Consider the following 12,985-nt stretch of genomic DNA (forward strand, 5'->3'; position numbering starts at 1 on the left):
AGAGAGTAAACTCATAGGCTTGAAACGCTTTCCTCGTTATGCGTTCTCCATGACCATTTGTCATCAAATGTTAAAAGAAAAGCCTCATTTTAAGGAAAAAGAAGGATATTCAGTCATGACAAAAAAGTGTAGCTTATGTTTATGGGTTCTTGCTTTATGATTGAGTTGCTTTACTGGGAAGTCGTCGTATGCTGCCAACACTGCAAATTCCCAAAATCACCCCTATTTTAAAAAAAGGAGGATATTACGTAATGAGGAAAAAATGTAACTTATGTTTATGGGTTCTTGTTTTATTATTGAGCTGCTTATCTGGGAAGTCTGCGTATGCTGCCAGTACGCCAATTGCAAAACATGCAGGGAATTCAAATCCGCTTATAGACCATCATCTGGGCGCAGATCCGTTTGCGCTGACTTATAACGGAAGAGTCTACATCTATATGTCAAGTGATGATTATGAATATAACAGCAACGGAACGATTAAGGATAATTCATTTGCCAATTTGAATAGAGTATTCGTCATATCTTCAGCGGATATGGTGAACTGGACAGACCACGGAGCCATTCCGGTAGCAGGTGCCTATGGCGCTAATGGCGGCCGGGGGATCGCAAAGTGGGCAGGTGCGTCCTGGGCCCCGTCAGTCGCCGTTAAAAAGATAAATGGCAAGGACAAATTTTTCCTTTATTTCGCAAACAGCGGCGGAGGTATCGGGGTTCTCACCGCAGACAGCCCGACCGGTCCGTGGACAGATCCGATCGGAAAACCGCTGGTGACGCCAAGTACACCAGGAATGTCCGGCGTTGTATGGCTTTTTGATCCGGCAGTATTCGTAGATGACGACGGTACCGGTTACCTGTATGCCGGCGGAGGCATCCCTGGAGGTTCAAATCCGACGCAGGAGCAATGGGCAAACCCTAAAACAGCAAGAGTCATGAAATTAGGGCCTGATATGACCAGTATTGTGGGAAGTGCATCTACGATCGATGCGCCTTTCATGTTTGAAGATTCGGGAATGCACAAATATAACGGGACATATTACTATTCCTATTGCATCAATTTCAGCGGCGCGCACCCGGCCGATAAACCCCCAGGTGAGATCGGCTACATGACCAGCTCAAGTCCCATGGGTCCCTTTACATATAGAGGGCACTTCCTGAAAAATCCGGGTGCATTTTTCGGAGGCGGCGGAAACAACCATCATGCCGTTTTCAATTTTAAAAACGAGTGGTACACGGTGTATCATACTCAAACTGTCAGCTCCGCTCTGTTTGGGGCCGGCAAAGGATACCGTTCTCCCCATATTAATAAGCTTGTGCATAATCCAGACGGATCGATTCAAGAGGTGGCGGCAAATTATACAGGCGTAAAACAGCTTTCTAACTTGAATCCATACAACCGGGTAGAAGCTGAAACGTTTGCCTGGAATGGACGGATTTTGACCGAGAATTCCTCTGCACCCGGCGGGCCGTTCAATAATCAACATGTCACAAACATTCATAACGGAGACTGGATTGCTGTAGGAAATGCAGACTTCGGGTCAGGCGGTGCCAGAACGTTTAAAGCAAATGTAGCATCCGCTCTTGGCGGAAAAATAGAAGTGCGTCTCGATAGTCCAACCGGTAAGCTTGCGGGAACACTGAATGTCCCTTCCACAGGCGGAACACAAAATTGGAGAGAAATAGAAACTGCGGTAAGCGGCGCAGCAGGTGTGCACAACGTATTCTTTGTATTTACCGGAACAGGTTCAGGAAACTTGTTTAATTTTGATTATTGGCAATTTACGCAAAGATAACATCAGTTTTGTGATATAAAAGCAGGACAGAACACATTTTTCTAATACGGTAAAAGACAGATAAAGGAGAGGAAAAAATGATGTTGAGCGTAAAAAAAACAATTTGTCTATTATTGGTATGTTTCACTACGCTGTCAGTAATGTTAATGGGCCCAGGCGCTGCTGAGGTCTTGGCGGCAAATGATGTAACAGTTAACATTTCCGCAGAAAGACAAGTGATTCGCGGTTTTGGAGGGATGAACCACCCGGCTTGGGTTGGAGATTTAACAGCTGCTCAAAGAGAAACTGCTTTTGGCAATGGACAGAATCAGTTAGGTTTTTCGATCTTAAGAATTCATGTAGATGAAAATAGAAATAACTGGTACAAAGAAGTAGAGACTGCAAAGACTGCGATCAAACATGGAGCAATTGTTTTTGCTTCCCCTTGGAATCCGCCAAACGATATGGTTGAGACTTTCAATCATAATGGTGACACATCAGCTAAGCGGCTGAGATACGATAAGTACGCCGCATACGCGCAGCATCTTAACGATTTCGTTACCTTCATGAAGAGTAATGGTGTGAATCTGTATGCGATTTCCATCCAAAACGAGCCTGATTACGCTCACGAGTGGACGTGGTGGACGCCGCAAGAAATACTTCGCTTTATGAGAGAAAACGCCGGCTCGATCAATGCCCGCGTCGTTGCGCCTGAATCATTTCAATACTTAAAGAATTTGTCGGACCCGATCTTGAACGATCCTCAGGCTCTTGCCAATATGGATATTCTCGGAACCCACCTGTACGGGACTCAGGTCAGTCAATTCCCTTATCCTCTTTTTAAACAAAAAGGAGCGGGGAAAGACCTTTGGATGACGGAAGTATACTATCCGAACAGTGATAACAACTCGGCGGATCGATGGCCCGAGGCCTTGGATGTTTCACAACATATTCACAGTTCGATGGTAGAAGGGGATTTTCAAGCTTATGTTTGGTGGTACATCCGAAGATCATATGGTCCTATGAAAGAAGATGGCACGATCAGCAAACGAGGCTACAATATGGCTCATTTCTCAAAGTTTGTGCGCCCTGGATATGTAAGGATTGATGCAACGAAAAACCCTAATCCGAATGTTTACGTGTCAGCCTATAAAGGTGACAACAAAGTCGTGATTGTCGCCATTAACAAAACCAATACAGGGGTCAACCAAAACTTTGTGTTGCAGAACGGATCTGCTTCTGGGGTATCCAGATGGATCACGAGCAGCAACAGCAATCTTCAGCCTGGAACGGATCTCAAAGTAACGGACAATCACTTTTGGGCCCATCTGCCGGCTCAAAGCGTGACAACATTTGTTGTAAAGCGTTAAAGGCATCTGATTGTTCAAATAGACCATAGCAATAAGCCAATTTTCTGACTCCAAAAAGAAAATTGGCTTATTTTCTGTGGAGAGAGGGAGAAATGTTGATTTTTTTACTATTCACGAAAATCATAAGATTCAATGCCATATTGAGACTCATCACATTTAGCGTATCTACGTTGGAAATAAATTTAATTTTTCGATTCGATTGAAAAATGACGTGTAAAGTCCCGATTCCGTCCAGTTTTCTTTGTTCTATATATGTCAGGTGTATCTTATTCAATAGGGATAGAGCAAATTGACAGGCTTTTAAACCTCCCAAAAACAAGAAATTAGGTTGATAGACAATCATGAGAAAGATTTTTACAATGAGTTCGTGCTCATAAGAAGTGAGAGCCAAAATGATGTGAAGGAGGAAAAGATCAGATATGAAACGGTCAATCTCTATTTTTATTTCGTGTTTATTGATTGCGGTATTGACAATGGGCGGCATGCTGGCTCCGCCGGCATCTGCAGCAGGGACAAAAACGCCAGTAGCCAAGAATGGTCAGCTTAGCATAAAAGGGACACAGCTCGTAAACCGAGACGGCAAAGCGGTACAGCTGAAAGGGATCAGTTCACACGGATTGCAATGGTATGGTGATTTCGTCAATAAAGACAGCTTAAAATGGCTGAGAGACGATTGGGGCATCACCGTTTTCCGCGCGGCGATGTATACGGCAGATGGCGGTTATATTGACAACCCGTCCGTGAAAAATAAAGTGAAAGAAGCGGTTGAAGCGGCAAAAGAGCTTGGGATATATGTCATCATTGACTGGCATATCTTAAATGACGGCAATCCAAACCAAAATAAAGAGAAGGCGAAAGAATTTTTCAAGGAAATGTCAAGTCTTTACGGAAACACGCCAAACGTCATTTATGAAATTGCAAATGAACCAAACGGCGATGTGAACTGGAAGCGGGATATTAAACCGTATGCGGAGGAAGTGATTTCCGTTATCCGCAAAAATGACCCCGACAATCCCATCATTGTAGGTACCGGTACATGGAGCCAGGATGTAAATGATGCAGCCGACGATCAGCTGAAAGATGCAAACGTCATGTACGCGCTTCATTTTTATGCCGGCACACACGGCCAATCTTTACGGGATAAAGCAAACTATGCACTCAGTAAAGGAGCGCCTATTTTCGTGACGGAATGGGGAACAAGCGACGCGTCTGGAAATGGCGGTGTATTCCTTGACCAGTCGCGGGAATGGCTGAATTATCTCGACAGCAAGAAAATCAGCTGGGTGAACTGGAATCTTTCTGATAAGCAGGAATCATCCTCAGCGTTAAAGCCGGGAGCATCTAAAACTGGCGGCTGGCCGCTTGCAGATTTAACTCCTTCAGGAACATTCGTAAGAGAAAACATTCTCGGCAACAAAGATTCAACGAAAGAACGCCCTGAAACGCCGGCACAAGATAACCCCGCACAGGAAAACGGCATTTCTGTACAATACAAAGCAGGGGATGGGGGTGTGAACAGCAACCAAATTCGCCCGCAGCTTCACATAAAAAATAACGGCAATACCAAGGTTGATTTAAAAGATGTCACTGCCCGTTACTGGTATAACGCGAAAAACAAAGGCCAAAACTTTGACTGTGACTACGCGCAGATTGGATGCGGCAATCTGACCCACAAGTTTGTGACGCTGCATAAACCTAAGCAAGGTGCAGATACCTATCTGGAACTGGGGTTTAAAAAAGGAACACTGTCACCGGGAGCAAGCACAGGGAATATTCAGCTTCGTCTTCACAACGATGACTGGAGCAATTATGCACAAAGCGGCGATTATTCCTTTTTCCAATCAAATACGTTTAAAACAACGAAAAAAATCACATTATATCATCAAGGAAAACTGATTTGGGGAACAGAACCCAATTAGTTAGCTTTAGGCGGACATCAGCAACACGATGTCCGCTTTTATGATCTTAAAAACAGCAATACAAAGAAGTTTACGTGTCGGATGAAACTCTGAAACAGTCTATAGGCCTGTACAAATGCACATATGGAGATATGACGAAAAAGGTCGTTGCGGCTGAATTGAAAAGCCCTTGTACATGTACGAGACCCATGTGTAGGGATTTTTTATTTTTGGATATACAATTTTCCCTTACTGGCTTATTTGGCAACGTTAATGGCATTGTGACCGAACCGCTGAATGATTTGGAAATCAAACTCACTGAAACAGTTTGCATATATCTGCATGTGTGCCGAATGAGGGCTGATGGATATCTCCGGCCTGATATTGACGCCTAGGCTATACCATAAGATTAGCAAGTACTTTGCTGACTTTATGGATCACGTGCTGCTTGAAGATCATAAATATTCTGAAATTTTTAGCAATCTCAAGAAAGCAAAGGAGTAGATATGACTCACTGAACATAGGATGTAGTATTCAATGTATGTATTTTACATTCGCCACTTTTATTCATTAAGGGGGAACAAGAGAATGAAAACTTATGACGCATTTCCAAAACCAATTGGCGGCTATACTGTCGGCCGAACCCAGATGGATTTTGAGTACACGGCATCAGATCACTCAAAAAGAGAACTGACGGCGTTTGTGTACTATCCGTCCGACAGCAGCGAAGGAAAGACTACATCAACGTACATGTTTCCTGAAGTCTGCGAAATGCTTGATGAGCAGCCACTTCTCACTGCGTTGAAGGATGCTTACTCTATAGATATCAAGACCCAATGTTATGACGACCTTGCTCTCTCCGGGAAAGAAAAGCGTTATCCGGTGTTATTCTATGTTTGCGGCGGAGGCGGTTCTCCAGAATGGGGCACAGTGATCTGTTCAGACTTGGCAAGCATGGGATATGTTGTGGTAAGCATCGGCCATCAGAATAGCACGATGTATAAGCGTAAAGATGGGCGTCTGTTTAATATATCAAAGGATTTTTCGGATGTCATTTTGGCGTTTTCTGAAGATCCGGAAATGCTGGCGTTGGCTGGTAAGATGGAGATGCGGCCAGACGATGAAACAGCCATTGAAATGTGCCGTAACGTGCTTTCACTGCCGATACTTGACAAGTTAACAAAGTATAGTGAATTACAGGCGGAAGATGTAAGGTATGCAGCCGATTATCTTTACAAACTGGACTCTGGAGAGCTGAATTCCATCTTTAAGGACAGATTGCTGCTTGACATCGGCATGGGCATAGTCGGACATTCTTACGGAGGGCCTACGACGGCGATTGTTTGCCGGGACGACGACCGGTTCACCTGCGGGATTGGTCTGGATAGCGGTGCGTTCGGCCTTCTCGACAGCGACCTTAAAAAACCCTTTTTGCTGCTGTTTTGTGAACCGAACTATAACATGAATGCGATAATTGGCGCTAACAATAGCATGGAAACCTATTATTTCTCAGTTGATCGTGCTGCGCATTTAGATTACTGCGACATCGTGTTTACCAGTGTGAATGCGGAACTCAGAGGCGAACGGGATGCTATGGAGATGCGGAATCTTGTTACAGACTATACGAAGAACTTTTTTGACCATTACATACTGCAGAAGGCTGCAAGTGTGGAAAGTCTGGCATACGATGGCGTGGAATTGATCAAGAAGACCGGCATCAAGTGACATAACCGATTAAAATACTCAAACCGAAAAACCTTTATGACCAATTTAAGGACGTAGAGGTTTTTTAATAGTACACTGCAAAAAGGGAGTGCTGTTAGAATGGATCGATTATATTCTCTTCATAATTTCTAGTTTACATAATATATATTCTAGGAAGTTAGGTAAGGAAATGAATTATCTGTCTCATTAACTAAGTATACTTTAGTTAATGAGACAAAAAAGAAATATATAGCAAAATAACCGTATATTCCGTTTGCGCTTATTATTATTCATCTGTCACGCACAAATTTAATTCCGGTTGATACAGCTGAATCAAACCTAACGCTGCAAAAGTAATTTTTATTATCCAATCAACACACAAATAAAAAATTCATGTCTGGTAATACTTTTTTACACTTTCCTTGCTCATTTCCGAAGATTTTTTGCACTGGCTCCCCACACAGTGAAAGTATAACAGTTGTCAGCCTGAGCGCTGTTGCGAAATATAATTCGGCTCTGAGCCCCAGCTCCAAATATATTGAACCGCCAAGCGATTTCAAGTTAAATGACGAATGTTGAGTACAATACAATTACGATAGCGCTTCCATTTCATAATTTCAGGATGTTTCTATATTTACATGATAAATAAGCCGTCTTGAACAGACGGCTTTACAGCTTGTTATTCGCTTTGCTTACCTGCGGAAGTGTGAGTGATCCGATACTGCACCGTTAAAAACTTCAGGCCGAACAGCCACATATGATGAACGGCCTTCAAGCTTGTTTCGCTCCGGGCCGCAATAAGAAATGTCTCTGCCAGAGGAAGATGGCATGCTCCCCATTTCGTCTGCAGATAAATCCCTTCATCACCCGCTCCGCTTTTTCGGCGTCTGCTCGTCAAAACAAGATTCTGCTTATGTGTATAAGGTTTCAAAATGCCCGTCATTTGGCCATACGGCAGCGGGAGAGAAATATTCATGTATCCCTCCCCTTTTGACCTGTACGCTGAATACAGCGCAGTAAAAACGGTTTCCTGCTTGTCATTTGTTCTGATCCACGCCCGGACATTTTTTCTGCCGTCTCTGTAAGAATCGACTCCTTTCATACTAGAGTGCATGGTATACCAATCCGGATTCATTGACAGGTGGATCTGCCCCGCTCTTCTGCTGAACGGCTCGTACATGCGCGCGAACGGACGAAACCATCCGCTCCACGTCACTTTTGCCTTGATGTCATAATCGATTGTCTCTTCATAAAAGGAAATAACGGCCGGAGCCAGGTTTTCAGTTGAAAAGTCTTCAGAATGCAGTTCTCTCATCTGATCCTGAATGCCGGTATAATGGATTTCATTTGCTGCATGAATGTCAGTCAAAAAATCTTTGCCTATCGTTCCCTTCCCGTAAATTCGGCTGAACGTTCTTTCACTGTTCTCATCGAACGGTCTCGGATTTTCCAACCTCCACCCCGCCAAAGCCGGCAGAATAACGCCGAATGCATTGACGGCCCCGTGAATCCAAATCATCTGACTGATCGTGAGCGTTGCCGCCTCGCGGTAGACACCGAACGAATATATTAAAGAAAAAGCAATTGTAATCATTAACACAGCCGAAGAACTCCTGATCAAGAACCTGGCTGTTTTCACAGCAAACGGCGCCTTAAAGACGAGATACGCATTAACATACAGACCCGTCAGATACAGAGCGACAGCAATCACATCAAGTGTCTTTGAAAATGTAATCCCCAGGGCGATAAGGATCGGCGAAATCAGGAGGATGACCGTACTCAGCATGTAAAGAACGCGGTTCTCCCGCAGGATTCTGCCGAGCAATCCGTTAAAGATCGGAATGAGAAAAGCCGAATAGTGAAAGTGCACCGCCGTCAGCAGCACGATAAGCGGACCGAAATCCATGATAGGAATCTTAAGGATATATGCAAAAAACCAAAATCCGCCGCCGGCCAAATAAATGAAACCCATCATAACAGACATCTCTTCCGTTCTGTGGATATTTGTTTTCATGAGCCGCCATACAGCATACAGTGCAAGTCCAAGCGTATAAATGAGCCAGACAAAGGCAAAAAAGCTGAAGTCTGTAATCAGCGCAAGCACTGCACATAAAGCGGCAATGGGATAACTCCGTAATAGCACATTCTCTAAGGTCTTTGACGGCCGAAACGCAAAGCCGAATACAGCAGGAACGAAAAATAGTACGGATAATAAAACAAACGTCTCAGCAGCTGATAGATGCGGTGCTTCAGCCGCCGCAAAACCCAAAAAGCAAACCGCGCCTACCATGAGATGACGCTTCAGCATGTTTCTCCCTCTGTTTCCCGGAAAGTCCCCCGGTAAGAGAAAATTGTGCCGAGTATCCGGTTTTTCACGTGAACCTTTATGCTGAAACAATTCATTTCCTCATCATAAGACTCATAAACGGTTGAACTGCCGCACAGCCAAGCCGGAAGCGGGATTTTCTTTCCGCCTATCAGGAGCCACTGCTTTCCGGATGTAATAACAAGCCCTCCGTCTGAAGACGCTTCTAAATGCAGTTCAGACAGCAGGATGTGAGGTTTGCCGAAGTAATCAAGAATTCTGTTTTCCCGCTCGTCATATTCCATGACCGCATCAAAAAAACGTGTTTTACCTTTAAAGAAAAAGGTGCGGTTCCACTCCACACCATTTTGCCTGTTTTTGTTCTCAATGGTAAAAGGGATATCTGTTCCCCTCTCTGAGAAAAAACATCTGAAAAAAACGCCTGTCTTTAAAAGCATTCTGACAAACAACGAGCCTCCCTTAATTTCTGACATAACCCCTTCTCCGCAAAACGTGCGTGATCCGGCAAGCTTGTACCGTTTCTGCAGCATCGGATGCAGGAATTGATAATGAATAATCGCTTTTTCATACATTGAATCCGTCATTTCACTTCTCTCTCTTTCGTTTTGTATGCGCGGCGCTCGGCAGCAGGAATGTAAGAATCATACCCGCTATCGTAAGTAATCCTAATGGAATGGCGAATCCGCCGCCGGAATACAGCATTGCCGTTATACAAAAGAAGGCCGACTGTCCGGCGTGGATCAGCCGCTTTCTCCGCATAGGCAGCAGCCATAATATCCCTAATCCTGTCTTCAGCGCTCCTTTCACGATCTCTGCATCGGCACAGCTATCATGAAAACCTTGAAAAAACCAATACAAACTGAATACGAGACACATCAGGACATAGACAAACCCGAAACGGACGGATATCTTCGGATGTCGGTTTTGTTCTATCCAAAGCCGCAACGCATCAAAGCTCCATGCGGTAGCCCAGGCGAGCAGCGGACGAAATAAAAACCGGTCTATCCATCTTCCCGGCAGACCCCAGGCCGTTTCATATTGATATTGAGTCAAAAATGTGATATCCCCGTTATCCCGCTCTATATACCTCCAGTAGCCCCGGCCGTCTTTTATCAGAGACAGCGGATGATCAGATGCAAAAGCAAGCGCCGACACCCTTTCTGACGATTGAGGCCTTATGTCACCCATTGATTCACCCGTGCCGGACACCTTCAGCCCAAAACCGATTCGCGTTTCATATAGGAATCTCTGCGGTTCATCCGGTAACTTATGAAGATATGTAATGTCAGAAAAGCGCAGGTCCCATTCCTTATGAAGAACCGGGTTTTGCGTATATTCCCAAAGCGTTTCTATATCAGACGCCATATTGATTTCGACATATATCGGCTTCTGTTTCATGCTCCCTCCTCTCCCCTTCTTTTGTAAACAATTCCTATATTATCATAGGGATGTATGAAATTCCGCAATAAGATTTCAGGAATATAAAGCCGGTTTTTAACATAAAAAAACCCTTCACATTAAACGTGAAGGGTTTCATAAATGATATGCATATTCCTTAGTTGGCAGCCTTGTGTTCAGGGCTTGTACTTTCTTCTTCCGCCCATGTTTCAATATGCTTGAGTTCCGGAGTATTCTCAGCTTTAAATACGGGATCAAGTCCTTTTTTGCGCTGAGCGGCATAATCTTTATAGATCTTATAGGCTACATTACTCAGCAGCAAGATTGCCACTAAGTTAATGAGAGCTAAGAGACCCATGAACAAGTTTGCCATGTCCCAGACAATCTTGAAGTCAGCCAAACATCCGTATACCACCATAACTACGACGAATACGCGATAAATATTAAGCCATGTTTTGCTTGTTTTAATAAATTCGATATTCGTTTCACCATAGTAATAGTTGCCGACGACTGAGCTGAATGCGAATAAGAACATCGCAATTGCAATAAACGTCGGGGCCCAGCCTCCGAGATGGTGCTGCAGTGCGGCTTGTGTCACTTGGATGCCGTCACCTTTAGGCGTAAAGCTGTACAATAAAATGATAAAGGCAGTCGATGTACAAACGATAAATGTATCGAAAAACACGCCGAGCGTCTGGATTAATCCCTGCTTAGCGGGATGCGATACGTGTGCAGCTGCTGCGGCATTCGGCGCGCTCCCCATACCCGCTTCGTTTGAAAACAGGCCGCGCTGCGCACCGATAATAATGATGCTTCCCAAGCTTCCGCCGACGATCTGTTCAAGACCAAACGCATTTTTCACAATCGTCATAAGCAATTCAGGTACCGCGGTAATATTCACAATTACAACATACAACGCGATCAGAATATACATACCCGCCATGACCGGAACGATAAATTGCGAAACGGATACAACACGTTTCAGCCCGCCGAATATAATGAAAGCCGTTAATACAGCTAAGATGATGGCGATAACTGTTTTATTCACATGGAAAGCCTCATCAAACGCGACAGAAATCGTATTTGACTGCACGGCATTAAAGATAAGTCCGAAAGAAACGGTAATCAATACGGCAAATAAAATACCGAGCCACCGGGCGCCGAGACCCTTCGCCATGTAATATGCCGGACCGCCGCGGAATTCATCGCCGGAGCGCACTTTATACAGCTGCGCCAAGGTACTTTCCACAAAGCTTGAAGCCATACCGACAATCGCTACGATCCACATCCAAAATACTGCGCCGGGACCGCCTGTTGCAATCGCCAGCGCGACACCGGTCAAGTTTCCGGTACCGACACGCGAAGCGGCCGAGATAAAGAATGCCTGCATTGAAGACACTCCTTTATTTCCTTGCGGCTTCTCCCCGACGATTCTAAACATTTCAATAAAGTATTCGAATTGAATGAAGCGAAAACGGAATGTAAAATACAATCCGATTCCTACTAAAATATAAACAAGATACTTCCAAATAAAATCATTTGGAACATTTATGATTTCACTGATGAAAGCCTCCATGTTTAACCTCCCTTTTACATATCTTTTACTGTCATTTTTGCTGCATATGTTAGATCTTTTAACACAACGGGTATTATTATATCACAACAACAGATGTTGAGAAGTTTTTTTAAGAAAATGTTTCGGTTTCTTCATCATGCTTATTGCTGGTATGCCCCGTTTCTTTATCCCGCATCCTGAAAAATGTTGTCACATCAGAAGGGTTGCGTGCATATCATAACAAATAGGCCTTTAAGAGATAAGAGATGAAAAGACGGACGGAATGGTATATACTTAACCAGCATAATAATTTTTTAAATTTAATAAATGTGTTTACTTTCAATTTGAATTAGGGTATTATAATAAAAATATTCAGACTTATGAAGGGGGGAGAACATTTGAAAAAAATCTTGGTTTTAAAAGCTTCTATTTTATTTTTAGCGATTGCAAGCTTTCATTTGCTCTCCATTCCCCATGCGTTTGATACTGCTCATCATTTTAAAGCCGTAGCCGATCAGCAGGAAATGCACGAAATGAAGGCCGGCCAAAATGCTGACGATGAGAAAAAATCGCTGACGGGCTCATTTATTTTGACGGCGCTTTTTGCCGCTTCTGTCTCACTGATCGTGATATCAGACAGAAAGCGCCCCGCTTCCCGGAGAAGACAGCGAAAGAAAAGCTTTTTAATCGCTAAATTTTATCAGTCCTCGTATTTCGATGAGCTTCATGTTCAACATCGCCTAACTATGTAACATAAAATGAGGAGGTTGTTCAACATGTTGTTTATCTTACGAATGGTGATTTTAGGCTTATTTTCATTCACTGCATTAAATTTATTTGTGTGGCAGGGAATTGAAGTCGTTCACGCTATCACGGACTTATTCGGCAGTCACGAGAGCTAATAAATAGCAAAACCTCCGCTTTAGGACCAATTGAGCGGAGGTTTTTTTTCATTTTATTTTATT

10 protein-coding genes are annotated in these 12,985 nt (G+C 43.8%); 6 read left to right on the forward strand and 4 right to left on the reverse strand.

Going from position 1 to position 12,985, the window contains the following annotated elements:
* The first annotated feature begins 251 nt into the window (after positions 1-251).
* From ACQE26_RS14655 to ACQE26_RS14670, 4 genes are all read left to right on the forward strand, one after another.
* Positions 252-1,790 (forward strand): glycoside hydrolase family 43 protein, encoded by a 1,539-nt coding sequence (locus ACQE26_RS14655; RefSeq protein ID WP_500469946.1) that lies wholly within the window; start codon positions 252-254, stop codon positions 1,788-1,790.
* Between the two features lie 77 nt (positions 1,791-1,867).
* The gene (xynC, locus tag ACQE26_RS14660) at positions 1,868-3,139 is read left to right on the forward strand and encodes a glucuronoarabinoxylan endo-1,4-beta-xylanase XynC (protein WP_500469948.1); all 1,272 of its coding nucleotides are present in this window, start codon (positions 1,868-1,870) and stop codon (positions 3,137-3,139) included.
* Positions 3,140-3,558: 419 nt separating this feature from the next.
* Positions 3,559-5,058: a cellulase family glycosylhydrolase gene (locus tag ACQE26_RS14665; RefSeq protein ID WP_500469950.1), complete on the forward strand. Its 1,500-nt coding sequence runs from the start codon at positions 3,559-3,561 to the stop codon at positions 5,056-5,058.
* Positions 5,059-5,625: 567 nt separating this feature from the next.
* Positions 5,626-6,762, forward strand: coding sequence for an alpha/beta hydrolase (locus ACQE26_RS14670; RefSeq protein WP_500469951.1), 1,137 nt, complete (start codon positions 5,626-5,628; stop codon positions 6,760-6,762).
* Positions 6,763-7,420: 658 nt separating this feature from the next.
* Here ACQE26_RS14670 and ACQE26_RS14675 read toward each other — a convergent pair.
* The 4 genes from ACQE26_RS14675 to ACQE26_RS14690 all read right to left on the reverse strand — a co-directional run bounded on the left by ACQE26_RS14675 (position 7,421) and on the right by ACQE26_RS14690 (position 12,041).
* Positions 7,421-9,049, reverse strand: coding sequence for a YndJ family protein (locus ACQE26_RS14675; protein ID WP_500469952.1), 1,629 nt, complete (start codon positions 9,047-9,049; stop codon positions 7,421-7,423).
* Positions 9,043-9,651: a DUF4166 domain-containing protein gene (locus tag ACQE26_RS14680; protein WP_438422055.1), complete on the reverse strand. Its 609-nt coding sequence runs from the start codon at positions 9,649-9,651 to the stop codon at positions 9,043-9,045. The genes ACQE26_RS14675 and ACQE26_RS14680 overlap by 7 nt, the downstream gene beginning before the upstream one ends.
* A gap of 1 nt (position 9,652) precedes the next feature.
* Positions 9,653-10,465 (reverse strand): hypothetical protein, encoded by an 813-nt coding sequence (locus ACQE26_RS14685; RefSeq protein WP_500469953.1) that lies wholly within the window; start codon positions 10,463-10,465, stop codon positions 9,653-9,655.
* Positions 10,466-10,622: 157 nt separating this feature from the next.
* Positions 10,623-12,041 carry an alanine/glycine:cation symporter family protein gene (locus ACQE26_RS14690; RefSeq protein WP_060962674.1) on the reverse strand — a complete coding sequence of 473 codons (1,419 nt, stop codon included), beginning with the start codon at positions 12,039-12,041 and terminating at the stop codon, positions 10,623-10,625.
* Between the two features lie 377 nt (positions 12,042-12,418).
* On the opposite strand from ACQE26_RS14690, the gene ACQE26_RS14695 reads away from it, so the two are divergent.
* Both ACQE26_RS14695 and ACQE26_RS14700 read left to right on the forward strand, forming a co-directional pair.
* Positions 12,419-12,772: a hypothetical protein gene (locus tag ACQE26_RS14695; RefSeq protein ID WP_438422052.1), complete on the forward strand. Its 354-nt coding sequence runs from the start codon at positions 12,419-12,421 to the stop codon at positions 12,770-12,772.
* A 24-nt stretch (positions 12,773-12,796) separates the two neighbouring features.
* A complete protein-coding gene (locus ACQE26_RS14700) occupies positions 12,797-12,922 on the forward strand; it encodes a hypothetical protein (RefSeq protein ID WP_013352436.1) in 126 nt (41 codons plus the stop codon).
* The last annotated feature ends 63 nt before the right edge of the window (positions 12,923-12,985 follow it).

The organism is Bacillus sp. 5RYD7K, assembly GCF_059831465.1.

Coding starts and splice junctions, on each gene's coding strand:
- ACQE26_RS14655 (WP_500469946.1), top strand. CDS start 252: ATGAGGAAAAAATGTAACTTATGTTTATGGGTTCTTGTTTTATTATTG.
- xynC (WP_500469948.1), top strand. CDS start 1,868: ATGATGTTGAGCGTAAAAAAAACAATTTGTCTATTATTGGTATGTTTC.
- ACQE26_RS14665 (WP_500469950.1), top strand. CDS start 3,559: ATGAAACGGTCAATCTCTATTTTTATTTCGTGTTTATTGATTGCGGTA.
- ACQE26_RS14670 (WP_500469951.1), top strand. CDS start 5,626: ATGAAAACTTATGACGCATTTCCAAAACCAATTGGCGGCTATACTGTC.
- ACQE26_RS14675 (WP_500469952.1), bottom strand. CDS start 9,049: ATGCTGAAGCGTCATCTCATGGTAGGCGCGGTTTGCTTTTTGGGTTTT.
- ACQE26_RS14680 (WP_438422055.1), bottom strand. CDS start 9,651: ATGACGGATTCAATGTATGAAAAAGCGATTATTCATTATCAATTCCTG.
- ACQE26_RS14685 (WP_500469953.1), bottom strand. CDS start 10,465: ATGAAACAGAAGCCGATATATGTCGAAATCAATATGGCGTCTGATATA.
- ACQE26_RS14690 (WP_060962674.1), bottom strand. CDS start 12,041: ATGGAGGCTTTCATCAGTGAAATCATAAATGTTCCAAATGATTTTATT.
- ACQE26_RS14700 (WP_013352436.1), top strand. CDS start 12,797: ATGTTGTTTATCTTACGAATGGTGATTTTAGGCTTATTTTCATTCACT.